General features: G+C 45.4%; 22 protein-coding genes. 10 read left to right on the top strand and 12 right to left on the bottom strand.

All coding sequences use genetic code 11. The features are described 5' to 3' along the window. The first annotated feature begins 3 nt into the window (after positions 1-3). The 4 genes from ACVBJC_RS03095 to ACVBJC_RS03080 all read left to right on the top strand — a co-directional run bounded on the left by ACVBJC_RS03095 (position 4) and on the right by ACVBJC_RS03080 (position 5,029). Positions 4-1,401 (top strand): M16 family metallopeptidase, encoded by a 1,398-nt coding sequence (locus tag ACVBJC_RS03095; RefSeq protein ID WP_447159576.1) that lies wholly within the window; start codon positions 4-6, stop codon positions 1,399-1,401. After that, on the top strand, positions 1,401-3,014 hold the full coding sequence (locus ACVBJC_RS03090; RefSeq protein WP_447159416.1) for a M16 family metallopeptidase: 1,614 nt from the start codon (positions 1,401-1,403) through the stop codon (positions 3,012-3,014). The genes ACVBJC_RS03095 and ACVBJC_RS03090 overlap by 1 nt, the downstream gene beginning before the upstream one ends. A 310-nt stretch (positions 3,015-3,324) precedes the next feature. Further along, entirely contained in the window at positions 3,325-4,338 is a 1,014-nt protein-coding gene (gene parM, locus ACVBJC_RS03085) for a plasmid segregation protein ParM domain-containing protein (protein WP_447159415.1), read from the top strand. Positions 4,339-4,348: 10 nt separating this feature from the next. Beyond that, positions 4,349-5,029 (top strand): hypothetical protein, encoded by a 681-nt coding sequence (locus ACVBJC_RS03080; RefSeq protein ID WP_447159414.1) that lies wholly within the window; start codon positions 4,349-4,351, stop codon positions 5,027-5,029. A 302-nt stretch (positions 5,030-5,331) separates the two neighbouring features. On the opposite strand, the gene ACVBJC_RS03075 is transcribed toward ACVBJC_RS03080, so the two are convergent. After that, complete coding sequence (locus ACVBJC_RS03075; protein ID WP_447159413.1) at positions 5,332-6,651, bottom strand: D-serine ammonia-lyase; 1,320 nt, start codon at positions 6,649-6,651, stop codon at positions 5,332-5,334. Between the two features lie 21 nt (positions 6,652-6,672). Beyond that, positions 6,673-8,010 carry a D-serine transporter DsdX gene (gene dsdX, locus ACVBJC_RS03070; protein WP_447159412.1) on the bottom strand — a complete coding sequence of 446 codons (1,338 nt, stop codon included), beginning with the start codon at positions 8,008-8,010 and terminating at the stop codon, positions 6,673-6,675. A 247-nt stretch (positions 8,011-8,257) separates the two neighbouring features. Here dsdX and dsdC point away from each other — a divergent pair, with 247 nt between their 5' ends. The 4 genes from dsdC to ACVBJC_RS03050 all read left to right on the top strand — a co-directional run bounded on the left by dsdC (position 8,258) and on the right by ACVBJC_RS03050 (position 12,177). Then, the gene (dsdC, locus tag ACVBJC_RS03065; protein ID WP_447170477.1) at positions 8,258-9,199 is read left to right on the top strand and encodes a DNA-binding transcriptional regulator DsdC; all 942 of its coding nucleotides are present in this window, start codon (positions 8,258-8,260) and stop codon (positions 9,197-9,199) included. Positions 9,200-9,298: 99 nt separating this feature from the next. Beyond that, a complete protein-coding gene (gene zapE / locus ACVBJC_RS03060) occupies positions 9,299-10,633 on the top strand; it encodes a cell division protein ZapE (protein ID WP_447159410.1) in 1,335 nt (444 codons plus the stop codon). A gap of 317 nt (positions 10,634-10,950) precedes the next feature. Next, positions 10,951-11,220: a hypothetical protein gene (locus tag ACVBJC_RS03055; RefSeq protein WP_447159409.1), complete on the top strand. Its 270-nt coding sequence runs from the start codon at positions 10,951-10,953 to the stop codon at positions 11,218-11,220. 201 nt (positions 11,221-11,421) lie between these two features. Then, positions 11,422-12,177 carry a leucine-rich repeat domain-containing protein gene (locus ACVBJC_RS03050; RefSeq protein WP_447159408.1) on the top strand — a complete coding sequence of 252 codons (756 nt, stop codon included), beginning with the start codon at positions 11,422-11,424 and terminating at the stop codon, positions 12,175-12,177. Positions 12,178-12,308: 131 nt separating this feature from the next. Here the strand turns inward: ACVBJC_RS03050 and ACVBJC_RS03045 are convergent, their stop codons facing one another. Then, the gene (locus ACVBJC_RS03045; protein WP_447159407.1) at positions 12,309-13,565 is read right to left on the bottom strand and encodes a dipeptidase; all 1,257 of its coding nucleotides are present in this window, start codon (positions 13,563-13,565) and stop codon (positions 12,309-12,311) included. A 121-nt stretch (positions 13,566-13,686) separates the two neighbouring features. Then, entirely contained in the window at positions 13,687-14,925 is a 1,239-nt protein-coding gene (locus tag ACVBJC_RS03040; protein WP_447159406.1) for a carbohydrate porin, read from the bottom strand. Between the two features lie 161 nt (positions 14,926-15,086). Between ACVBJC_RS03040 and ACVBJC_RS03035 the strand changes: the two genes are divergently transcribed. Continuing rightward, positions 15,087-16,115 carry a helix-turn-helix domain-containing protein gene (locus ACVBJC_RS03035; RefSeq protein WP_447159405.1) on the top strand — a complete coding sequence of 343 codons (1,029 nt, stop codon included), beginning with the start codon at positions 15,087-15,089 and terminating at the stop codon, positions 16,113-16,115. A 116-nt stretch (positions 16,116-16,231) separates the two neighbouring features. On the opposite strand, the gene ACVBJC_RS03030 is transcribed toward ACVBJC_RS03035, so the two are convergent. From ACVBJC_RS03030 to ACVBJC_RS03010, 5 genes are all read right to left on the bottom strand, one after another. Then, on the bottom strand, positions 16,232-16,741 hold the full coding sequence (locus ACVBJC_RS03030) for a GNAT family N-acetyltransferase (RefSeq protein WP_447159404.1): 510 nt from the start codon (positions 16,739-16,741) through the stop codon (positions 16,232-16,234). Between the two features lie 47 nt (positions 16,742-16,788). After that, positions 16,789-17,355, bottom strand: coding sequence for a TetR/AcrR family transcriptional regulator (locus ACVBJC_RS03025; RefSeq protein ID WP_447159403.1), 567 nt, complete (start codon positions 17,353-17,355; stop codon positions 16,789-16,791). 331 nt (positions 17,356-17,686) lie between these two features. Then, positions 17,687-18,199 (bottom strand): DUF3592 domain-containing protein, encoded by a 513-nt coding sequence (locus ACVBJC_RS03020; RefSeq protein WP_447159402.1) that lies wholly within the window; start codon positions 18,197-18,199, stop codon positions 17,687-17,689. Continuing rightward, positions 18,186-18,677, bottom strand: a complete 492-nt coding sequence (locus ACVBJC_RS03015; protein ID WP_447159401.1) for a hypothetical protein — start codon at positions 18,675-18,677, stop codon at positions 18,186-18,188. Before ACVBJC_RS03015 ends, ACVBJC_RS03020 begins: the two co-directional genes overlap by 14 nt. A gap of 278 nt (positions 18,678-18,955) precedes the next feature. Next, positions 18,956-19,654: a hypothetical protein gene (locus tag ACVBJC_RS03010; protein ID WP_447159400.1), complete on the bottom strand. Its 699-nt coding sequence runs from the start codon at positions 19,652-19,654 to the stop codon at positions 18,956-18,958. A gap of 669 nt (positions 19,655-20,323) precedes the next feature. Between ACVBJC_RS03010 and ACVBJC_RS03005 the strand changes: the two genes are divergently transcribed. Next, entirely contained in the window at positions 20,324-20,923 is a 600-nt protein-coding gene (locus tag ACVBJC_RS03005; protein ID WP_447159399.1) for a hypothetical protein, read from the top strand. Positions 20,924-21,256: 333 nt separating this feature from the next. On the opposite strand, the gene ACVBJC_RS03000 is transcribed toward ACVBJC_RS03005, so the two are convergent. From ACVBJC_RS03000 to glnE, 3 genes are all read right to left on the bottom strand, one after another. After that, the gene (locus ACVBJC_RS03000) at positions 21,257-21,703 is read right to left on the bottom strand and encodes a hypothetical protein (RefSeq protein ID WP_447159398.1); all 447 of its coding nucleotides are present in this window, start codon (positions 21,701-21,703) and stop codon (positions 21,257-21,259) included. 197 nt (positions 21,704-21,900) lie between these two features. Continuing rightward, on the bottom strand, positions 21,901-22,584 hold the full coding sequence (locus ACVBJC_RS02995; RefSeq protein WP_447159397.1) for a DUF4347 domain-containing protein: 684 nt from the start codon (positions 22,582-22,584) through the stop codon (positions 21,901-21,903). A gap of 385 nt (positions 22,585-22,969) precedes the next feature. Next, the gene (gene glnE, locus ACVBJC_RS02990; protein ID WP_447159396.1) at positions 22,970-25,825 is read right to left on the bottom strand and encodes a bifunctional [glutamate--ammonia ligase]-adenylyl-L-tyrosine phosphorylase/[glutamate--ammonia-ligase] adenylyltransferase; all 2,856 of its coding nucleotides are present in this window, start codon (positions 25,823-25,825) and stop codon (positions 22,970-22,972) included. Positions 25,826-26,010: the final 185 nt, after the last annotated feature.

Here is a 26,010-nt window from a genome sequence, read left to right as displayed (position 1 = left end):
CTCATGCTCTCTTTGCCCGTGAGCGCCCAGGACACACATGAGCCTAAAGCCTGTGAGCTGAGCACGCTTGCTCAGCCGCTATTTCATGCCGAGCAGCGATTGCAGTATCGTCTGCTTGATAATGGTCTTCAAGTTCGGGTTCTGCCTTTAGACGATACACAAGCCGTTTCCATTGCCAGCCAGTTTGATGTGGGCTCCCGCAATGAAGTTAACGGCCAGACCGGTTATGCTCACCTGTTTGAACACATGTTATTTAAGGGCAGTAAACATGCCCCCGGCGACAGTTATACTCAAACCATGAGCGCCTTAAGTGGCCAGTTTAATGCCAGCACTTTTTTTGATTTCACCAATTACTACTTAACTGTGCCCTCCCAAGCACTCGAGCTGAGTTTGTGGCTTGAGGCCGACCGTTTTCGTTATCCGACCTTGAATGAGACGACGGTAAAAAATCAGCAAGCTGCTGTACTCGAGGAGATGGCCACCAGCATAGATAATCAGCCTTATGTGCGCAGCGCGATGGAGTTCTTACTGTCGCAAGTTGAGAATACGCCCTATGGTCATGCGGTGATTGGCAGCGTGGCTGATGTCAAAGCGGCCACACCCGAGAGCTTAAACGCTTTTCATCAACGCTATTACCGCCCCGATGCCATGCAGTTAAGCTTGGTGGGCGATATTCCAGCTCAAACCCAGTCTTGGGTAGATGAGCAGTTTGGTGACTGGCAAGCACCCAACATTGAGCGGACACAATTAAGTGATCTTAAGATAACCCCACAGCCTGTGCATGGTGAGATTATCGATGAGAGAGGCCCCTGGCCTGCGGTGCTATTAGCGTGGCACACTGCGGGGAGCAACTCACCCGATGCAGCCGGATTAGCCTTACTTGAGGCCTATCTGTTTCAAAACAAAAGCAGCCTCATTCAAGGCACTAGCCTTAACGACCCCGACCAGCTGTTAAGTTACTCTATCCCGTTAACGATGACCCATCACGGCGTAACTAACTTAGTATTAGTGCCACGCGCGCGCACTTCGCTCGATAGGCTCACTGAAAATGTGCAGGGCTTAATCGACACAGTGACAGACAAGCCGATATCAGCTGCCAAACTGTGTCAGCTAAAACAAATTTGGCTTAATAAAGCGCTAGCGCGTTTAGACTCACCATCACAACTAGCAAAAGCACTGTCGGCCACAGCCCCGCAAGATAAGCATCATCCACTGACCGGGCCGTGGCAGAGAGTTAACGCCGTCACCCCTGCACAACTGCAAGCTATTGCCCAAGGCTATTTTAGCCAAAATGGGGTGCGTCTCGACCTGCTTCCGCCTTGGTATATTCGCGCCACTAAGTCAGTTTTAGAACTCTTGCCTAAGGGAATGACCGACAGCCTTGAAGAGGGAGTAATGTGATGAAGCCATATATTGAAAAACCGCTGAAGCAACAACTTAAGCCACTAACCTGTGGCACGCTACTGCTAAGCGTAATGTTAAGTCTATTGGGCTGCCAGCAAACCCAGATAACATTTACCCCAACCGCTGAGCCGCAGCTGCCAATATTTGATAAGTTGCAGGGCGCACCAGAGATTGCCGCACTAACCTATCAAGCTGCCACTCCCATTGAGCGTGTAGTGCTGCCTATTGAAATTAAAGCTGATTCTGATTCTGTACTTGAGCCTCAGTTAAAACCAGAGCTTGAACTGTACCTATTTGACGATACGTCCTCTGGGTTAAATCATCTGTCGCTAGTGGCTTATAGCCAAACTCCGATGGCAAATCTTGATGTGCTGGTGAATGCTTTTCGCGAAAAAACCCGCTACTTAGCGCAGCAATCAAACTTAGCCTGCGCTGAGAGTCTGCGTATTCGCCCAAGCATGCACAGCCTGACGATTAGTATCGATTGCCCCGACTCCCCCGCTCTTGCTAGTGAGTTGTTAATGCAGTTTTGGCAAGCCGCTAGTGTTAACCAAATAGGCAGTTTTAACGAAATAGACATCGCCAATGTGCGCCGCCAACTCAAGTTGGCTAAACATATCAATGCCTACAGTGGCGCCGAAATTGATGATGTGTGGGCTAAAAAAATCCTCGGTGAGCAACATGTTTATAATCAAGTGCTCAACGACAAAACCCTTGCTGATGAGCTTGACTTAACCAAGCTTAACCAAGTCAGAGACACGATTTTTGCCCAATCTAACTGGGCGCTGTTTGCCAATCTAAGCCTTGGACAAGACAAGCAGTTTACTTCTGCGGTGACAAAGCAATTTAGCTCGTTAATCTCTACTGCCCAGCTCGCAAACTCAGCGGCGAGCAGCAAATTGACAACGCGTTCTAGTGCCGTGATGGACTCTAGCCCTGCTGTCATCCCAGCTATCAGTCCTGCAGTCGATATCAGCAATGATAACAAGACACTGTTTATCATCGATGCCCCTGGTAGCGTACAAACACAGGTACGTATCGGCTACCCACTGGATGCCAGTGACACAAGCAAGGATAGCATTCAAGATTGTAAACTACTGGCCAGCTGGCTTGGGCGCAGTTTTTCAGGCCGGCTTTACTACGATCTACGCGAAGTGCGCGGGCTAACCTACGGCATCTATGGCCGCTGCTTTGATAATCCACTATCACGCACACTTAAGTTTTACGGCAGCACTAAGCTTGAGCACTCAGGTGCCTTTATCAGCGGCGTGTTAGATCATTTAGCATTAGCAAGCCAAACGCCGGCATCAACGGCAGAGGTCAGTACCTTAAAGAACTACCTCACTAGTCAGCAGATGCTACGCCAAGCCAGCTACCGCGCCGTCGAGTTCGATAGCATAAAGCAGTTAGTGCGCGGCTATGAACCTGAGCGCGAGCAAAAAGAGGCTGCAAGGTTGGCAGCCTTAACCCCTGCACAGCTACAACAGATTGCCAGCTCGGTATTTAACAATACGCCCTATATCGTGATTAGAGGCGATAGTGACAAAATACGCGAAGATATTAAGCAAAAATTGCCCGAGTGGAACATTGTTAACGCCAGTGTCGATTAGCCAATATGACTCGCCGTGGCGACAATAACGCTCTGCTCATCTGCCGACATTCAGGCTATGCCATCCCTATGTCCATCCCTACGACAATCCCTACCACATAACAGTGATGACATAGGGGTTGCATAGCTGTGATGGTATAGCCACTGACCCGCCAATTTACACCACCGATTATTGATGCTTTTTCAAGCGCCAAACTATCAAGTTTGCGACTGAGATATCAGCCTTAAAAAATAAATCACATTTAGATTTCAGTTCTTCAAAGTTGCGGTCGCATTAATTTGCAAAATTGGGTTTATTTTAAGGAACTGTAATGCATTCGAGCATGACCAAATTTGCTATCGATGATGGCTCTACCAATGTAAAAATTAGCTGGATTGACAACGGTCAAGTGCGTAGTGTTACCTCACCTAACTCTTTTCGTAAGGACTGGAAAAGTGCTGCTTTACTCAGTGATCGCAAAGTATTTAACTACCAAATCGCATCGACTAAATACACCTACGATGCCACATCTGACAAAGCACTTTCTACCACTCATGTTGCCTTTCAATATGATGACTTAAACCTACTTTCTGTTCACCATGCTCTGCTACAAACTGGTGTAAAGCCAGGTCCTGTCAGTATTTTGGTTACCTTGCCCATCACCGAGTACTACAAAGCTGACGATTGTCAGAAAAACGAAGAAAATATTGCCCGCAAGAAAGCCAACTTGATGCGCGAAATTACGCTTAACAAGGGCGAGCTATTTACCATTGTTGACGTTGAAGTGCTGCCAGAAAGCCTACCGGCCGTGTTGACCACACTGATGGACTCAGGCGTTAACGAGTTTGCTAAATCTTTGGTGATTGATTGCGGCGGCACCACCTTAGATATGGGGGTGATTGTCGGTGAATTTGACGATGTGTCGGCTGTTTATGGCAATGCTGAGATTGGCGTGTCTATGGTCACCAACGCAGCGAGAAAAGCCTTATCTGCGGCAGACAGCGACGCGAGTTACTTAGTGGCTAACGAGCTCATTAAGCGCCGCCATAACCGCGAGTTTGTTGAAGAAGTCATTAACGATATCAGCAAGGTAGACTGGGTGCTGGAGCGTATCGAAGACAAGATTGCCGAGCTCGGTGCGGCTGTTGCCTATGAAGCTAAAACCTTTACCCGTAATCCAAACCGCATCTACTTAGTGGGTGGCGGCGCGATGCTGATTGAAAGCGCGATCCGCGATGCGTATCCGTCGCTGGGCGAAAAGATTGTAATGGTGAAAGATCCGCAAGAAGCGCTATCACGCGAGATCTGCTGCTACCACGCGGCAGAGCCAAGCGACGCGGCTTAAAGGGACCCTTATGCGCATTCGATTCAATGTAGGTCTAGAGCCTGAAATCTATGACAGCCACAGCTACGCCATAAAAACCCTAAGGGGTTGGCAGCAGCAGGAAAAAGCGCGTAATGATGAGACTGATATCGTGCTACAGCGCCGTATTCAGTTTCATCGCGATCTCTATCTATCGGGATTATTCCTGCATGAATTGGCGCCGCAGTTGCCGTCTATGCTCACTCAGACTCTGCTACAAGATAAGGTGAACTGCCAAACCTTAGTGTGCCAGATCCGCTCAGCGGGCCTGTCTTTAGAATCGAGTGAAGATAACGGTTTATCTGAGCAGCAGTGGCTAAAGTTAACCTCTATGCTTGAGGGCGCTAGCTTACCTAATCAGCAAAGCGAGCCATTGAACCTAAGCTCAATTGAGCAGCAACTTGAGCAGTTACAACAAGGGCAGGAGCAGTTAAGTAAACTGTTCAATAACTTGCCCGCCGTAGCTGACACTGTGCAGCCTCATGCAGAACTTGATTTAGCCGCGCAATTTAGTCAGCTTAAACAGGGGCAGGACAAGTTAATGGCGCAGATAAAAAGCCTATCTAGCCAATTAGCCCATACACCTGCCAGCGCGCCAGCGAACGATGAGACTCCTAACTTAGAGACTCAACTGGAGCGAGCGCGACGAGTAAAATCCAAAGGCTTGTGGTAATTTTTTACAGTACTTTATTTTCAGTGCTATTAATTTTCAGTGCTTAATTTTCAGTGCTATAAAACAGTTACAATAAAAAAATCCACCTTGTTAAGGGTGGATTTTTTTTGGCTTTAATTCTAGCTGTGCATTTTTGAGCAAGATTGAACGCTAGAAACAAAAAAGCAGAGCCAAGACTCAATGTCTCAGCTCTGCCCTTCTTCCAACTCGATACATTAATAAGAACGAGCCAGCCACTACATTAGTATTAGCGGCTACATTAGTACCAACTACTATACAAGGTATTAACTTTTATATAAGTATTAGCTAGCTTGCGCTAGGTACTTTGCCATCTCAACCGCAGGCACCATTCCGCCGCCCGTCGCCCACACCACGTGTGTCGCGTTGCTCATCATCTCAGGTGTTAGCCCCATACGCGCTTGATACTGTGTATCGCCGCTCACTCTAAGTGCGCCCGGCATCCCTGCAAGGGCCGATGGCTCAAGCTCAATGCCCTCACTCTTAGCCAGTAAACCAAGTAGGTCATACATGTGCTGATCGCTTAAGGTGTAATAACCATCAAGCATACGCTCCATGGCGCGGCCGACAAAACCTGATGCACGGCCTACGGCTAAACCATCGGCTGCCGTGACGTTATCGATACCTAAGTCCTGTACCGCGATTTCATCATGCAGACCCGTGTGTACGCCAAGTAGCATACAAGGAGAATGTGTCGGCTCAGCAAAGAAGCAATGTACGTTATCACCAAACGCTAACTTAAGACCAAACGCCACACCACCAGGGCCACCGCCTACACCACAAGGTAGGTAAACAAACAGCGGATGCTCGCTATCAACCTTGATATCCGCGCCGTCAAACTGCGCTTTTAAGCGCTCACCAGCCACTGAATAACCAAGGAACAACGTGCGCGAGTTTTCATCGTCGATGAAGAAGCAGTTAGCATCAGACTCAGATGCCTTACGACCTTGCTCTACCGCAATGCCATAGTCTTGTTCATATTCAAATACATTCACGCCGTGGCTACGTAGCTTATCTTTCTTCCACTGACGGGCGTCAGCAGACATATGCACGCTAACGTTAAAGCCAAGCTTGGCGCTCATAATGCCGATAGACATACCTAGGTTACCGGTCGACCCCACCGCAATGCTATAACCGCTAAAGAAGCTCTTCATCTCTTCGGTGAACAGCATTTGATAGTCGTCAGACTCTTTCAATTTACCTGCTGCAATCGCCAATTTTTCGGCGTGGGTTAGCACTTCATAAATCCCGCCGCGCGCCTTGATAGAGCCAGAAATCGGTAAGTGGCTGTCTTTTTTCAGCATCAGTTTACCGGCAATCTTTTGGCCGTATTTGGCTTCTAGCGCCTGCTTCATCTTTGGAATCGCCACCACTTCTGACTCAATAATGCCGTTCGTTGCAGCCGTTTCTGGGAATGCCAGCGCAAGGTAAGGTGCAAAGCGTTGTAAGCGTGCACTTGCATCAGCCACATCAGTGCTGTCTAAGCCTACATAGGGTAGTGATTCCGCTAAGTGGGTCGCCTTGGTTTCAAACCAGCTGACTTCTTCTAGATTGATAAGCTTAGTCAGCAAAGGGAAGTCATTTATCAGTTGTTGAGTATTCATGGTTTCAGGTTCCCTTTAGGATTAAATAACATAAGAAAGAGCAAAGGTCGCAGCCAGTGCCACAAGTGAGGCGATAAAGGTTGCGGTGGTGTAATACATAAATGTTTGTTTCATCGTGGCGCCGGTGTACTGCTTAACGAGCCAGAACAGTGAGTCGGTAACGATAGTGCAGCCGATTGCGCCAGAACCGATAGCTAAGGTCACGATAACGGGGTTCAAGTCTGGGTAAAGCACTAATAACGGCGACACAATCGCAGTTGCGCCCATCATGGCCACAGTTGCGGAGCCAACGGCTGCGTGCAGGATAATGGCCACTAACCAAGCCAGTAGCACTGGGTGCATATCAAGGTTTGCGAGAATTTGCGCCAGGCTGTCGCCCATGCCGCTGCCACTTAATACACCGTTAAACGCGCCGCCCGCACCGATAATCAGCAAGATATTAGCAATTGAGGCGAAGCTGTCTTCGGTTTTAGTCAGCAAGGTGCCCATAGTCATCTTGTTGCGTAGACCTAGCAGGTAATAAGCCACAAATGCTGCGATAAACATCGCGGTGATTGGGTTACCGATAAATTCAAGCGTGGTGTAAAGTGCAGTACCCGGCTCCATGTACAGCTCGGCCACGGTTTTAACCAACATCAAGATAATTGGCAAAAGGATAGTGAACAAGGTGGTGCCAAGTGATGGTAACTCGCTCTCTTTACGAGCAGTGACTTCACTAAACTCAGCGGGCACTGGTAGGTGCGGCAATTTATCGCCAAACAGCTTAAGGAACAGTGGGCCACCAATTAACGAAGCCAGTAGACCGATGAGTAGCCCCCAGATGATCACAGAGCCAACATCAGCGCCTAGTGCGTTAGTCACAAACAATGCTGCAGGGTGTGGCGGCACGATGCAGTGCACGGCCATCAATGCAGTACAGAGTGGAATGGCGAGCTTTAACAGTGAAGTATTGGTTTTACGCGCTATAGAGAATGCCAGTGGGATCAGCAATACCACGCCGACTTCAACGAACAAGGTGATACCACAAATAAGGCCGACTAATACCATAATGACATCGGGGCTTAAGTAGCGAGACTTTAGCAAGGTGATGCCAATACGCTCGGCTGCGCCTGAGATCTCCATCATCTTGCCTAGGATGGTGCCAAGTCCGATAACAATCGCCAAGAAGCCTAAGGTGCCACCAATGCCAGACTCCATCGCCTTGATCATTTCAAGTGGCGCCATGCCCATCATGCCACCCACAAAGAAACTGGCAAGTAGCAGAGCAAGGAAAGGATGCAACTTGAACTTAACGATGCTAATGACAATCAACAAGATACTGCTAAGCAGCGTACCGATAATCCACAGCTGTGATTCCATTGTATTTCTCTATTGGTTAAGTTAAAAGGAGTTCAAAAGGTATTGAAACGTGGCGCTATTAAAGCCAATCAATGAAGTGCTGACAAAAGATATAAATTGCAGTTCAGTTGAGCTAGATTGTGACAACAAGCGCTCAGGTGTCACAAAATGTGCTGTTACATGACAAGAGCTTCAAGTGTGTTGATGTAATCGGCGCTCAAAAGCGGCTTAGGGTAAAATGCTGACATCCAATTTTGAGAAGTTAGTCATGTACTCCCAACAAGATGTGTTCAGCAGAAACCGTTTACTCAGTAGTTATCAGCTGGCAAAATTGCATACCTTCGAAGTGGTTGCCCGCCATCAATCCTTCTCCCTTGCAGCAGAAGAGCTTTGTGTAAGCCCCTCTGCCGTGAGTCATAGAATTACCGCACTGGAAAATGAATTAGGCTTTAAGTTGTTTTGCCGCTTTCATCGCAGAATCGAGCTAACAGAAGATGGGCAGCGTTTATTTGCAAAGCTGAAAGACAGCTTAAAAAGCCTGAATCAGGAAGTGTTTGAGATTAAAAACCAAGAGGTGTCGGGTAAGCTGACCATCTATTCTCGGCCCTCTATCGCCCAGTGTTGGCTAGTGCCTAAAATTGCCGACTTTTGCCGTCAATACCCGGCTATTTCGATCAATATTTTGACCGGCAATGAAAACGTTAACTTCAACAGCTTTCATATTGATCTGGCCATCTATTACGACAATCACCCGCGCAGCAAACTGTTTTGCCAGCATTTAATGGACGAGACGATTATGCCGGTTTGCAGCCCAGAGTATGCCGCCGAGCACGACCTGATTGGCAAGCCTGAGCACTTAACTCGCTGTACTTTGCTGCATGACAACCAAGCCTGGGAATATGACTCAGACTGTGATGAATGGAAGTATTGGGCCGATAAGCAAGCGATTGATATTGATGACAGCCGCTCAATCGGTTTTGACCGTTCAGACTTGGCCGTTATCGCTGCGATGAATCATGCAGGCATTGCTATGGGGCGAGGCCAGTTAGTGAGTAAGCGCATCAATCGAGGCGAACTCATCGCGCCTTTTGCAGGCCAGCAAGTAACATGCGAACAAACTTATTATGTGGCTTCTCATGATAAAGATCTCAACCCCAAAGCTAAGCTGTTTGTTGACTGGCTAAAAAAGCAAGCAAACCATACTTTATGATGCAGCCCGATTAAATTTACTCATATAGCGTGATGCCCAATAAGTAAGCTCAAGCTGATATACTCTCGCCATCTAACGTAATGAGCCCTATGTGAAACCATGACTAATCAAGCCTGCAACTTAATCAGCCAACAGGTCGAACACGGCGGCAGTGATGAGCCGCTGTCACAGAGTGGTCCACAGGCTCGCTACCTGCAGCAGGTAGAGCGGCTGCTGATTATTGATGACAGCGCGCAGCACCAAGCCGTTAATGCGCTCGAGCAATTGCATCAGCGGCTAACTCAAATGCCTCAAATGAATGGCCATGCAAATCCAGTCTGTCAGGGGCTGTATTTATGGGGTGATGTTGGCCGCGGTAAAACCTATTTGATGGATCTGTTTTACAATAGCCTTGAGGGTGGTGCTAAAACTAACGTCCCTAAGCTTAGATTGCACTTTCATCGCTTTATGGCACGGATCCATAAAGACTTGATTAGCGAAGCGGGTAATCGTGATCCACTCAAGCGCATTGCCAAACGGGTCGCCAAAGAGTGCCGCGTGTTATGTTTTGATGAGTTTTTTGTCAGTGATATTGGCGACGCCATGATTTTAGCCAAGCTGTTTGAAGCGCTATTCGAGCAAGGTATTACCTTAATCGCCACCTCTAATACCCCGATTAATGAGCTATATAAAAATGGCTTACAACGACAGCGATTTTTACCCACGATAGATCTATTAAATACCTTTACCCAAGAAATCCACCTGAGTGGCGAGCAGGACCATCGTTTTCATCAGGTAACAGCAAAAAGCCAGACCCAGCGCTACTTTGTTGAAACGCACTCTCAAGAGTTGGCTGCTGAAGCTAACGAAGTGACTGAACAGTTTGAGCGCATTTTTAGCGCTTGCTCTAATGCTGATACCGATACTAATGCAGGTGCATTAATTTCAGCGCCGCTGTTAATTCATGGCCGCATAATCGACACCGTAAAATACACCTCCAAAGTGGCCTGGTTTGAGTTCGACGCCCTGTGTGACGGCCCACGTTCGCAGCTCGATTACATCGACATCGCCAGCCGCTTTAGCACAGTACTGCTGACTCAAGTGCCTGTATTAGGCGGCGAGCCCCGCAGTTGGATTAGGGCCCGCGGCACCGAAGATGGCGCCCAGCACTTTACAACCACTGTAATTGAAAGCGCCAATACAACTGCCGCTATTGAAACGGCTGCATTTAACACTGCTGCTTTTGAAACGGGCAATAGACAACTGTCTTACGCGGTGAGTGATGACCCCGCGCGGCGTTTTATCAGCTTAGTAGATGAGTTATATGACCAAGGAGTGGAGCTGTATATTCAAGCCGCTGTGTCTATGGATGAGCTGTATATTGGCGGCGCGCTTAGTTTTGAGTTCAGACGTACATTGAGCCGCCTGACCCAGATGCAGAGTTTGCAATATTGATTGCCCTAAGAATACTCTCACCATCAGTGGTTGCAATGACCTGCGGCCTTAGCATGTGCCGATGCTCACAGCGAGTATATCCTTGTGAGCTCAACGAAAACATCTGATGTGAATGGATTCACACATGCCGCGGTGACATGAACGTCATAGAGCGGCCTTACCACCAAAGCCTCAGCCTTATCGACACTGAGTTAGAACAGCGGACTATCCAAGCTTATGCGGCTAACGTCAGAATGCTCAACAAATTCGATATCACATCTATTGATCATCTCATGGTTGCGGCATAATGGCGCCAATTACATTACAGAGTCGTAAAAATGGACAACCAGCAAGAAAGTTACATGACTGAAGAAACCCTTATTGAAACAGTCGAAAATCAAATCGCCGATGGCGAACCGAAAAAGGTAAAAGAAACCTTAATGCGCCTAGTGATGACAGGTACACCGCGTGAAGAAGCGATTCAATGGATGGCATGCGCGCTAGCTATTGAAGTTAGCGATGTGATGCTAAATGGCGCGTCATTTAACGAAAAGCGCTACAACCAGCATTTAGATGCCATGCCAAATCTAGATTGGATGGAAGACTAATATAAGCTGCTTAATATCAGCATTATTAATCGCTTTAGCACCAACTTATCTCGCATGTTAACTGGTGCTATCCTTGCCACCCTGTTTGGGCTTGCTATAACAGAAAGCTCAGCGCATCAAGCCAAGTTTCTCCCAAGCCTAGCACATAAAGCTGCAACTAATGCAACAACTAATACAACTACAACAAAAAGAGAATTAGCCGTGAGCCAGCCACATACCCTGACATTAGATGACGTCTCATTTGATAAAAAACAAGGCAGGATTGATGTCTACAAGGGCAAGCATAAACATATCATTATCCCTGATAATTTTGACGGTATCCCCGTCACCAAGATCTGGGATTATGCGTTTTCAGAGGTTGAGGAGCTAAGCGAAGAATTCGAAGAGGCGTCAGAGAACCTAATAGCCAGCGTGGTTATCCCTAATACTGTCATAGAAATTGGCGATAGTGCATTTCAGCGTAACGCCCTTACCGAGATAGTGATCCCAAGCTCTGTCACTCATATTGGTTACAAGGCCTTTGCTGAAAACGCACTTACCAGCGTTGATATCCCAGATTCAGTGACTGAAATTGCAGAAAGAGCATTTGCCAAAAATGCATTAACTCAGCTGAGGCTGCCAAATTCATTGACTAAAATTAATGACCGAGTGTTTCAATTTAATGCGTTAACCAGCATCACTATTCCTGATTCCGTGACTGAAATAGGTTTAGGCGCATTAAGGGGGAATGCACTTCAAAACATTACAATTCCAGACTCGGTAACTGACATAGACTCTGAAGCGTTTGCAGATAATGCTATAACCAGTGTATTCATTCCGACTTCGGTCACTTACATGGGGAATGGCGCTTTTACCGATAACCCATTAAGGGGCAGGATCATTAAAGGCTTTGGCGAGAAAAAGCCGCCCAGAGAACTCACTGACGAAGAGTGGCTAGAAGTCTTTGGTGATTTGTAAGCTCAAGTTCGCTTAAGTTAGCGTTCAAGTTTATTAAGTAATCTGGCTTAGCTTACTAAAGAGCATCAGCTTGCAGCGACTATTGATTGTAGTAAAAAAGAGGCGCTTATTTAGCGCCTCAACCAATTAAATTACTTTTCCAATCTCTCATTACGCAACTTGGTTAAAGTTTTTAATCTTTCTGCATATAGCTTTTGAAACTCTTCAGGTTCGATCCCTTCAGAAACTTGAGCATAAACACGCATTTTGTTACCGCCATAAATTTTAGCCAAATCTTCATTGGTATAACCTCGCGCCCAAAGCTCATCGGTAATTGCAGCTAAGATTTTCGACAATTCTCCGTTTCCTGTCGCACCTTTATTAAAGGCTTCAATCATATAACCACCATCGTTATACATTTCCGCATTCTTCTTAGCAAAATCGACAACACCTGCGGTTGAGAACATATCGTCAGTCGCGATCCCAACATGATCAACACCCACTAATTTCACATAGTAATCGATCATATCTGCTGCTTGCTTTGGCGAAATGTCTTCAGGCCAAACACCATCCATCATCCATTCGGTAAAGGTTGGAGAGATATAGCCACCCGACTTCGCCGCTCGAATTGCTTCATCATCTGGTATTGCACGATAACAGCCTTTTACTGTTGCGTTTTTCTCGTTTTTATATAGTCCTGCTGGTACTGAATGCGAATAAACAAATGGGATACCTGGATGATTTTTTTCCATGTAATTCATCGCATCATTGGCAGTTTTTGAGCCCGTATGACTTAAATCTAATAGCACCTGATATTTAACCATTTCATCAATAACGGATTCCCCCCAAGGGGTTAAGCCTATATCACGACCATCGTAAGCAGCGAGCTGACCCGAACCCGCTCGAAAAATGTCGTTATAAGCCAAAATCATGCTCTTTAACCCCATATCTCTAAGCAATGCCATACGGGTAACATCTTCTTCTAAAATCGTCGCTGTTTGGCTATTCCAAAGTACGGCGGTTTTTCCTTCAACGTGCGCTTTCTCAATATCTTGGTTTGAATAAGCGACGATAAAGTTTTCAGGCTCTTTTACCATTGCCGCTCGGTGCTTATGGTGATGAAAAATAAAGTCATCAAAGTTATGGTCTGCAGCAGTAATTGTATATTCGTGCCCAGTAATACCGCTGTCTCTTGCTGCTTGAAAGTAATCAAGAAGCTGTTGCTCATCGGTCCAACCTGCGCCATAAGGACTAGCCAACATGCCAATTACAATCGTGTCTTGAACAAAAGAATTTGCCTTATCTGAAGCTGTCCAAGTTTTACTTTCTACGCTAGCGTAAGCTGTTCCCATAGCCATACTCATAGATAACGAAATCGCAATTGCTGTCTGTGAAAAAGTCTTAATCATACTAACCTCTGAATGTTGAATTTAATTCCATTTAACCGGCATTACTTAGCTACGGAGTAACAAAAAGCACCTCAACTTCAAAACCTTAAAAGTAAATCCAAGATTTTAAATTGATTACAAACTATATATATAACCTTGCTCTTAGCCCTACAACCCAAGAGCTAGATTCAGATGAAAATGTGGGGTCTTTGATGTATTGAAGATCTGGGGTGATCTGGATGATGTCGTTGAGCTGCAAGTTATAATAAAGCTCTGTCGTTAATTGAGTTGACTCATCGATACCATACGCATGTTCGAGGTTGTCATTAACATTACTCCAATTAACTGCAAATCCTAAGTTGTTATTCTCACCAGCTAAACCAAAATAGCCTAAACCAACTGTTAACGACTTATCGTACAAGGCGACATCCCCCTCAGAGATCCCCCCTCGAACAAACGGCATGATTTGTGGGCTTGCAAAGTAGCTAAATGAAAAATTAACCCCTTTGCCGCCATCCGTATTGGTAAGGTTGTGCTGTGTTCCACCATCAAGATCCCAAGCCGTAATATGAATATTATCGGTATAAATCTGATCGCGAGACGCTGTCCAGCCGAACTCTAGCGTTTTGAATAGCTTGCTATCATTAAACAGGTTTTCAAACCCTTGAAGCGGGTCATCTGACTTGCCTTTGCCATCAGCTATACCAGCCACAACATAAAAGTTTTCATTTAGCATATGACCAAATGCAGCGCCCAGAATACCGTCGTCAGGTAAACCGATAGCACCACCGCCAGTGCTAAATGCTAAGTTAGTGAAACCATTCCAAGGGCTAGCGAGCGCATAGACATCAACATAATCTGTGGTATCTAGGTATCCGACCATTAAGGTCCCTTTGCCACTACTGACTTTTTGCTTCCAATATAAATTAGTGAGACGAGCACCTTGATCACTGTATGCTGGTCCTATCATTCCTGCGTAGCCCAAACCATCACCAATAAACGAAAATTCTTTAGGCGACAGTTCGGTATATGCATGCCTATGCTCAACTTTCCACACTAAACTACCTGTATTACCGCTTTCTGTACCGGAAAGTCCCCATGCACCGTAAAACCGTACAACACCTGCAGCAGCGTTATCTTCACCACCTTCTGTGGGATCTGAAGCCGATAGGCCTAACGCTTGATAATCCAGACCAAAAGTTAAATTATGATCTGATGCCAAGTTTTCACGCCAACTTTGTTTTGCCCTTTTGTTATCTTTGATGGTGTTATCTACAGCATCAGGCCCACCGAAGTCGACATCAGCCAAAACATGTGCTGGAAAAAAAAGGGTCAGCAAAATGACAAGGTACCCATTATTGTTCCAAAGTGAATTAGCCATACTTTAAATTTCCCTCATTAAGTCAAATCGTTCTTCAACAGAACTATTGCAGAAATCCCCGGCCCATCAAACACCACATTGACCACACCAAAAACCAACCTTTCAGCAACAAAGGCAAACTTACCATATGAATACATTCGGTGGTATAACTAGGTATCATTTTGCGACACCATTTATTATCAGAACCTTACAAACAATCAGAACTCAAAACTGTGAATACTATTTATCATATCCCAGCAGGGCAACTTACCCCTTTCATTAACACTTTTGTTAGAATAGGGGTCCCAATTCAATCTCTTCTGGGCTCTGTCGGCCTTTCAACTTCCGTGCTTGATCACCCATCGCAAATGATGCCTGAATATGCAGCTTGGAAAATGGTCGCTAACATTTCTAAACAAGAAAACATTAATCATCTAGGCATGCTTGTAGCTTCTTTAGAGCAAGCGAGTTGCTTTGATAAACTAGGGATGGAGGCAGGACAGTCTCAGAGTTTATTTGCAGCATTAAGTTGTCTGGTTAACCAATTACTGCAACATACCAATTATCAAAATTATTGGTTGAGTGAAAATGAACGATACATATACTTGTGCCGTGTAGGAACACCTGGGATTTGTGTCGGTACGTGGCAAATGGAACAATATGTTATGAGCTACTTTATTTCTGTTATAAAAAGCTATTTAGGAGAAAGTTGGCGACCTGATTTTATCGGCGTTCAAGCTTGCCGCTCCGAAGACCAACTCAGCGCTTTTAGAGATATCAAAGTTGGCTACTCTATGCCATACGGCTCAATTCCCATTGATAAACACGACTTAATAAAAGATATTGACCGCTCAATGTTCTGCAGCGCACAACCTCATGAATACCAAACCAAACAAACATCACTTTTACTAACAGATATGATATCCAATCGAATATTTGAGGATAATTCCAGTCTTGAGAATGTTTCTTGCGCACTTGGCACCAACAGCCGCAAACTCCAGCGAGCGCTAGAGGGCGAAGGTACCACTTTCCGTGAAGCTAAAAATAGAGCCATGATTTCACTAGCAACTCAGTTGCTTCGAGATCCTTCTCTAACCATCAATGATGTTTCACTAGAGTTGGGATATAGAAATCCCAAAAATTTTACCCGAGCATTCAAAGCGGCAACTGGTATTGCGCCCAGAGAGTACCGCGCAGGCAATAAAAACTAAAAGCAGCCTTACCAATAAACAGCAGTTAAGAAAACTTGCTCTAGCCCCCCACACATTTCCAAACCTATTTCTACTGCGAACAGCTATAAAAAAGGAACGCATATGCGTTCCTTTTATTAAACCTGCTCGCTCGGATGTCCCCACATTAATGGGCTAGCGTAAGGTCCGGTAATACTCGATGTTGACTCACCAACGCCATCAAGTGCACCTGGTGTTAATGCCTTAGCAAACCAGCATTCTAAAGGCGCTTGGGTGCTTACAGGTGGCAATACCTGATGCGGCGTATTGTAACGATTACCATAATGGAACGGCTCACCCATCACAAAGATAACATCAGCATCTAACTGCTTTTCAGCTTCATCCATCAATCTTGATGCGTAACGCTTACCTTGGTACTCAGGCAATACCGCTAAAGGCGCTAGCACATAACACTTAAGGTGCGGCGCTGCATCAATAGTAATTGGCGTGTAACACGCATGGGCTACGCCCTCTAAAACGATAGAAAAGCTACCGTCACTAATCAAATCGTCAGCGAAGCTTGCATAAAGCTTCGCGTGGCGCTCATCATAAAGTCCACCAGCAGCAGCAGCGAAAGCTTGATATTGAATTTCATAAGGTGTTTTCACTTGAAACACTCCTGATTAAGTTTCTGTTTCAGATTAGCTATTGCCAGCTATAAGCCTAGCAATAGCAAATACTTATTAATAAAACGTTGTTTAATTTGCTCTAGAGGGTAATCCTCACCTGCAAACAAATAGTTCAGTGCAATACCGTCGATTTCAGCAATAAGCATATGGCTATCGACGGGATAATTAGCGGTTGGGATCTCAGTCAAAATCACTTCAAAAGACGCCATCATTAGCTGGTAGCGCTCATCTAACAGATCTTGCAAAATCAATCTCATCGAGGGCTGACACTTAACCTGATAATCAAACTGGTAAAACAGCTTCTGCTTTGGATCTACCATAGATACAAAGATATGCTCAAACAGATTAATCAGTCTGTCCTTTACCGATAAGCCTGGGTTAGATGCATCGACATTACTGCCAACTTCGCTAATGATTTCAGCCATACGAACAAAAACTTGCCTGAGCAAATCATCTTTATTTTTAAAATGATGAAACACCAAACCCTTTGATACTTTGGCGGCTTCACACACTTGTGCAATAGATGTTTTCTCATAGCCTTGCGTGGCAAACAGCTCAATCGCCGCCTGCATCGCTTGTTGTTTTTTGTCCATATTGTTCACCTAAAATTGATCTCCCAGCAAACATACCGACCATCCGGTCTGTTTTTTTGCGGTAATATAGATCATCAATTTTGATCGCAAGATCTTTTGTTGATCAGACTTGATGGTTACTGAACTCTACTTGAGTCGAGATGCGCAGTTTGATTTGGGTAAAAGGCCAATGAAGTCCGTTGGCTTATGTACGCCTTAAGCAATCAAGCTTTGCTCAGTAAAAAGTTCGGTCTTGAGCACTATCAGTGCTAAGCCAGGGCAAAGAAGAAGCTGGCGTTTAAAGCTGCAACCCAATGCTCACTATCGTCGCAATCAAAAGGAGTTGCTGAATTTATACATTGCGAACGATAAAACTGTCACGGTCTGAGGTCATCTGCAAATACATCAGATAAAGGACGGGGATGAATATCAAAGAGAACACCACCAAAGCCACAATCAAAAACAGGTGCATTGTTGGTTTGATAACAGCTGTGTTGGGATTACTGGGTTTATAGTGCACTAAGATCTTCTTATCACGAGGAAACTCAGCCACCAAGGCTTCGGCCTCTTCCAAAGAGTAACCTGGAATAGCACCTGTAATATCGGTCTTATTGCTCTTGTGGTAAATTTTACCGTCAACAGCATAAAAGTACTCAATAGCCACTTCGTAATGCGATTCAGCGCTGCTTCTTTCATGATAGCGCTCAATGAGCCAGCAATTCACGACCATCCCTTTAGCTGTTGGCCAATTAAAAGCAGCATGAGACTGATGCACAGCATAAGTTGCCACCCCTACAGCACAAGAGAACATGGTAAACATAAACCACATTAATATTGAAATCTGCGACAGCTTAAACCGCTTCACTATTGTTATCCTCAACATCCGCACAAGCTTTTTTATTGCAATCGACGCTACAGCCCTCAGTGCAATCCTTGTGACTATTCATCAAGGCTTGATAGCCTTTCACAAGTTTTATCAATGGCCATATCATGCTAATAACCAGCAACACCAACGCCAGCAAACCTAAGCCAAGCAGATAAAGAAAATCATCACCTCCGCCTCCGGAAAATAGCCCGCCACGATTAAATATGTTGGCTCCCCAAGCTGAGGCAAAGGCAGCCAAATTCAGCGTTAGGTGCAAGCCAAGCGATTGCAATATAACCCAATAACCTTGTTTTAAAACGGGCGATTGGATGCGGTACCAGTTAACCCCAACCCAACCAAGCCAGCCTATCCATAGCGCCGCCGCAGGCAACCAAAGAACGCCAAGAATATAAATAACAGGCACAGCAAAGTAACTGTAGCGTAGCTGCGTGAGTTGAGAGTGTCTTGATAAGTCCATTTTAAATCCTTATTTACAGCGACTTTAGCCAACAACGGTTTAAGACTAAAACGACTCTAGACAGTCGTACTGTAATACATCTTGTTTTTTTCTCTGGTATTAGGCCTTGCTCTCTAAGGTATCCCTAAGGCAATACAATCAAGCTTCGCTTGATAAAGGTCGTGAGCTTCCAGCTCACACTCGGGCATGCTAAAACATAAGCCACCCATGCTAAATCAACAAGGGAGGGTAAAAAACATGCCATCAACGTTAGGTGTCACGACAGGACGACATTATTGCTAAATGTCAGAGGCTTTTGATTCGTAGGTTAAGGGGGGAAACTCACTGTGTTGTAATAGATAGACGACTTCCCACGGAGTTTTATCGGTTTGCCTGAATGTTTCGGCATAGTACATATGACTTTCAGCCAGCGCCTTGGGGGCCGGTGGTGTGTCTATCCATTTTGACCCGGTGATGTTATTGAATTGATAATTGAAAGGCAAGTGCAACGGACTACGCAATGAAAATTTGGCGCTGTAGCCGGCATCGCGGTGTTTTTCTGTTATCCAGACGCTCACGTAAAAGCCCGGCGCGGTATCCCAGGTTCCCTGAACAGGGTATTCCCAATCCCGGTCTTGTGTTATCTCCACTGACGCGATTTGTGGATGGTCCTGCAATACATCATTAAGACTGGTGTATGGGTCAATACCGAATGCAGACAGTTCCTCTATAATCATTTGATAGTGTGCCTGCCCACCGCCCTCTTCTATTTGTTGGCTTGAGAGTTGATGACTGTTGTAGATCATGTCCGCCATACTCATGTTCATTACGACTCTGGCCGGTGAGTTAATGTAATAGAGGGCAGCATAGGCCAGTGCAGCCAAAAGCGTGATTGAGCAGAACCGTTTCCAGTTTATCCTGCCCAGAGCGCGTTTGAGTTTGCTTTTAAACAGGTTGTGGGTTTTGCGCTTAGAGTAGGGTGTGGGTTTTCGCAACATTCAGGGTACCGACATTAGGCGTTTTGGCTTATTCAGCCGAATGTCACGCAGCGTAAAGGGATATTGGAGCTGGAGCAAGTCAAATGTTTGATCAGGATACACTTTACTTATATGGACTCACCCTGGGCATGGTTAAAACATAAGTTAAAACATAAGCTAAAACATAAGCCACCCATGCTAAATCAACAATAAGTGGCGGGCCAAAAACATGCCATTAACAATGGGTGTCACTACTGGATTTCTATCAAGCTTCGCTTGATAAAGCTCGTGGCTTTGCCACATATCAGGCTAGCCTGACTAAGGTCGTGAGCTTCCAGCTCACACTCGGCCAAGAGGGGATCAACAGCAATCCCCTCTTGGCCATTTCTTTCATAAAGAGTCCTGCCGCCCCGACGAAGTTGTGGATCCTCATACTCCAATAAAAATCGCCTAACGGCTCATATGGGACATCCATGTCCCGCTGAGCCTGAACCATCATCCATGATGGTTCTACGGCATTTTTATCTGCGTACTTCGGCAACTTCGATGGGGAATAGGAGTTTTCTGTGAGAAATTAAGCAAAGTACACCGCGAGTTTTTAAAATATTTAGTTTTGTACAGTATTTAGTGCTAAAAACATTTTAGAGCACTACCTAATCATCAGAGCTAAGAAATAAGAATTCATCAAATATGGAAAATATAACTGATTATAAATACTTACTTGGACCTATCTCCCAGTTCCTCACCGCGATTTTAGCTTTCGCTGGCATAATTTATATACAAATACGACAAGATAATAGATCCAGAAAAGACATAAACTCTCGCTTTGATGAACAACAAAAACAACATCAACATGAAATACGTATTACTGAGGCTAAAGAGCGGCTTTCTAATATAGAATTGATATTCAATTTACTATGCACTATTAGCTTGATGCATAACGAAATTTATAAAACATATATCTCCCCACATACAAGTGAAGATATCAGTTCTGATGAAGTATTAAAAAAAGTGGAGCTTATTAAAAATGAGCTTAGTAGTACTTTTAATGACAGAGTACGACTCCGTATGCTTATACATCTCTATGTGCCTGAGTTAAAACCAATACTAGCTGAATATGAGAATACAGAATTAGACTTATCACTAACTTGTCTATCTTACATATCCAAATCTGCTAGCAATACAGATAACTGTTTTTATAGCTTAGAAACTCGGTATGGAAATGTAATAAAAAGCATATCCAAGCTTCAAGAGCATGCATTAGAACTTCCTAGATTCACTACAGAATAATTCAGTTAAATCATGATCCTACAAAAAACACCAATTCCCCATCGGAGTTGCCGAAGTCATTGAAGAAAATCGCGTGAGCGAGTCATGGATGACGAGATAGCCTTAGGTGAGCCAGGGATGGCGAATATGAGGCGATAGCTATTTTCGAAAATGAGTGAGGATCAACAACTTCGTCGGGGCGGCTCGGGAGATGCAAGAGGGGGTAGCTGTTGACCCCTTCTTGCCCGGGTGTGGGATGGAATCCCACGACGTTTATCAAGCGCAGCTTGATTGTCTATCGCTGTAAAGCGTTAGTCAGGCGCAGCCTGATAGAAAACAATTTTTAGACGAAGTCTAAATAAACATCGCAATCATGCCGCCCACAGTGGCAGCCGCCTTAACATATTGACCTGCAGAATATGAAGGGTCACCGTTCTCATCGATCTCCTCGGGGTGATCGAGCCCTAGCGCACCAAATACAAACGACTCTAAATCGCCACCTTCCTCTTCGGCTTTGACGCCGTCAGCTGTAGAGCCTGTAGCCGTTGAACTGCTTGCTTTAGCACTGCCTTGCTCTGTGATGAGCTTATCTTGTGCAGCCGTTGATAATACCACTGTGGTGCTGGCGCCTGTATTTGGGAGCGGCTTAGCTAAGGCGCTAGCAGAAGCTGCATTGGCAGCGATATCTGGCACGTGACTGGCTGTGGCTTGCTGAGTAGCCGAATCAGCTGCAACGTTGGAGGTGATTTTAGCCCCTACATTGATACTTGTACTATTGACTACACCACTGATAGAACTCATCAAACCATCCTCTAATTAGTCCCTTATACTACATAGGGACATACTTGAGCTGATAGTAAGCAGTATTTCTATATCCGCAAAGCAGTATCTGCTCAAAATATGATACAAAACGTATCGAGACTAACTGCTTCATTAAACACTACATTAGGGCATAGGTTTTATTGAGAAACCCCGATGTCAATTCCGACTGTTAAGCACTAAAAGTCAAACTCGGCTCGTTGTACCCAAAGGGGCTCATAATGCTGGCCTTGCATATAAATTACGTCCACATTCAGCTGAGTCAGATTTTCAAACAAACCAATAAACTCGCCGCCACCATGGCTAACCGTCAAGTTAGTGGTGTACAAAGATAGCTGACTATCGTTAGCAAACTGCTTGGCAAAAGTGGCTAATGTTTGTTGATGTTCGAGTAAATAGTGTTGATCAATCCAGCGACCTCCCAAATAAATTGCTGAGCTTGAGGCTTTAGCAATAATAGTGACATTCGAATAAAGAGGCTCTGCACTTAGCGCCTGATTAATCTGCTCAAATGGCTCGTTATCATCTTCCAATATCAGCAGGTGTAAATCACCTCTAAACCCCGACAGTAACGACTCTACTTGCTCTACTGAGCGGTCTAAGATGACTAAGTTGGCGCTTTCTACTGAATTGGCTAACTCGCTGCTGATTATAGTGACTTTGGTTGACTGTGCCTCGGCCACGGCATCATTCACAAATAGTAGTAAACAGAGTAATAGCAGCCAACAGAGCGGCAACTCACGTATAAAAGCCATTGCCGATTTAGCCAGTGTCATTTTAAGCGAGATATCCTTAAAAACATCCATGTCAGTAAGGCTGTCATTAAAGGTGGTGTAGCGGCTTATCTGCTTAAGTGGATTCATAGCGATCACCGTGCTGCAAGACTGAATACACCGATGTTGCATAGAACAAACCAAGTTAAAGCATACAAGAAATAAAGTTAACTTATGACTTCAATTCAGTGGCTTGCAAATACCTAAAAACAGAGATCACTTTTTAACTCGATACAAGTCTTAATCTGCAATGCAATTTGCCATGAATTTTGTGTGGCTTTAGTATTGTTTTGTGGATGCTTTGGAGGTGATTTGGGGTTGTTTTTGGGCTGTAACAGTCTTGATGTCAACATAAATAATCCTCCACGCGGATGCGGTAGAGGACTTTGTTTTACTCTAGCGATTGGACGAATGCTGAGCCTAAGCTTTAACTTAAGCTTTAACCTAGATCGTTAACTTTGCTGTTTAACTTAAGTTATTCGCCTAAGATCTGTCGATAGATCTCAACCACCCGATCTGTTTGGGATTTTATCGCTTCAATAGGTAACACACTTTTTTTCTGCTGCAGCGTCAATCTATGGCTTTCATCACGCAGATGGCAGTAGGCTTGAGTTAATGCCTGCGCACTCTCGAATGGTATCAACTCAAGCTCAGCAAGCTCGGCAAAAATTCGCACATTATCAGACCAAAATGACAACGCCTTATGCTTATGACTGTGTGCCAGTACTAAGTATTGAGCAATAAACTCAATGTCGGCAATTCCTCCACTACTTTGCTTAAGATCGAACATGCCCGCTTCAACGTTTAAAAGATGATCGCGCATCTTAAGCCGCATTTCTCTCACATCTTTGGCTAAGATTGATATATCACGCTGATTTTCTAGTACTTCTTCTCTGAGTTCATTAAAGCGCATAGAAAGTGCATTATCGCCAAATATAAAACGGGCTCTCACTAAGGCTTGATGCTCCCATGTCCAAGCCTCCTTGCGCTGGTAATCACCAAAGTGTTCTATCTCACTCACCAATAGCCCTGATGCGCCTGATGGCCTTAAGCGCATATCCACTTCATATAGCTCACCTGAGTTAGTGCGCGTTGAGAAAAAGTGCAACACACGCTGGGCAAGCTTTAGATAAAAGTGACCGATATCTATGGCTCTATCGCCATTGGTCTGACCGGCTTGGCTGCCATTATGTAAAAACACTAAGTCAAGATCTGAGCCGTAACCTAGCTCAATGCCGCCCGCTTTTCCGTAACCCACAACCGCAAAGCCCATCTCATTATCTTTTAGGTTTTCAGGTACACCATGGCGGGCACTCACCTGTGTCCATGCATGATGCACTACCTGCTCGATAATCGCTTCGGCCAAGAAAGTTAAGTGATCGCTCACCTCCATCACTGGCAGCACACCTGTCACGTCGGCGGCGGCAATCTTTAACTGCTGTGACAATTTAAATTGTCGCAGTGCTTCCATCTGCTGCTCTAAATCATCTTCAGGCACTCGCAGTAGATACTGACGCAGTTCGCTGCCGTAGTCGTCTAACGATGTGGTGTCATACAACTGGGCTGGATCGATCAGCTCATCGAGCAGCATGGGGAATTTTGCCAGTTGCTGAGCAATCCATGGGCTGGCAAGACAGAGGCTAACGAGCTGTTGTCTTGCCCCAGGGTTTTCACACAAGAGCTCAAGATAGGTGGTTCGGGTTAAAATTTGATCCAGTACCTTTGACACTGGATCAAATGCCTTAGATGGATGGGGAAGATTGGTAAACTCGCACAACAACTTGGGCATTAGCTTATCTAAAGTCTCCCGCCCTCGCGGTCCGATAGTGCGGCGCACCACTGTTTCGTGCCAACTGTTAAGCATCGGCCACAGTTTTTCATCATCGATCCCCTGCTCTTCTAGAATAGAGAGCGCATGCTCATCTTCATAGGCGTTCCATAGCTGCTGGGTCCAGGTCTCGTTTTGATCTTCATGCAGATTACCGCCAACAGTTTCCAGAAAATGGCTGTGGATCTGTCTCATTGCCGTTTCAATCTGCTCTCGCAGATCCATTTCAGTATCGGCATTGAGGGCATAACATAAACGCTGCCAATCTAGCACTTCGCTTGGTAATGTCTGAGTTTGCTCGTCGTTTATCGCCTGTAATAGGTTTTCAACCCGGCGCAGTAACACATAGCTATTTTTAAGCTCATCGACAGCCAGGTATTCCAACTGTCCTAACTGGTATAAGGTTTCTATGGCCGCAAACAGGCTCTGCTGCCTCAATGCGGGCTCTCGCCCACCACGAATAAGCTGAAAACTTTGCACCACGAATTCGACTTCTCGAATCCCGCCAGCACCGAGCTTAATATTGTCGGTGAGCTTACGGCGGCGTACTTCTTGAGTGATTAACCCTTTCATTTTGCGCAGTGATTCTATCGCTGAAAAATCTAAATAACGGCGATAAACAAACGGCCTAAGCAGATCATGTAGCTCATCAGAATCGGCTGTCCACGGCCCGAGTACGCGCGCCTTTACCATGGCATAGCGCTCCCAGTCACGCCCCTGCTCTTGATAGTAATCTTCTAGCCCGCTAAAGCTAACCACTAAGGGGCCGCTTTCGCCATAGGGGCGCAGACGCATATCGACCCGATACACAAAGCCGTCAACCGTCACTTGATGAAGCAGATTAACCAGTCGCTGACCCATGCGAATAAAGAACTGTTGGTTTTCAAGCGCACGCCTACCACCTAAGGTTTCACCATGCTCAGGGAAAGTGAAAATAAGGTCGATATCTGAAGAGAAGTTAAGCTCACGACCGCCGAGCTTACCCATGCCTAAGATGAGTAGTTTTTGCGGCTTACCTTGGCTATCACTTGGGGTGCCCAGTTGCGCGCACATCTCGCGATATAACCAGTCGCGCCCGGTAATCACTAACGCCTCGGCTAGCGCTGACAGATCGAGCAAGGACTCTTCTAATTCACTGTAGCCAAGAAAATCACGCCAGGCGATACACACCATCTGTCGGTTACGATATTGACGTAAAATACGTTTTGCCTGCTCTTCATCGGTCACAGGTTCAAGCAAGCTTGTCAGTTCGCTATCGAAGGTTTGACGCTCAATATTATGCAGTTCGCGCTCAAATAATGCGGGGATCCAGTGCGAGTGACGACACAGCTGGCTTGCAATAAAATCACTTAACCCAAAAACCAGTTTGAGTTCCTGTTGCTGCTCATCTGTCAACGCCGCTAGCACATCTGCTGCGCTATCGGTGAGTCTTTGCCAATATCGCTCTGCGGTCTCAGCCATTTGAGTGCTGACAAGCTTATTACCCTGTGTAGCCGTGCGCATAATAATCCCTAACAATTTTGTACATCGACATATTATGTCATTAATGATATAGATAGAGCGTGAACAAATGTGAGCAGCTTTGGTCGAGAATGTTGGTCAGTTGAGTAAATTTAATTACTCAAGGCCATGAAAACAGGATCATTGCTATTTTTATGCTCTAATAGGCAATACTATACTCAAGCAGT

The sequence above is a fragment of the Shewanella sp. 0m-6 genome (assembly GCF_052977325.1).
Note: the sequence above shows the minus strand (reverse complement) of the source record. Positions and strands in the feature narration are given on the sequence as shown.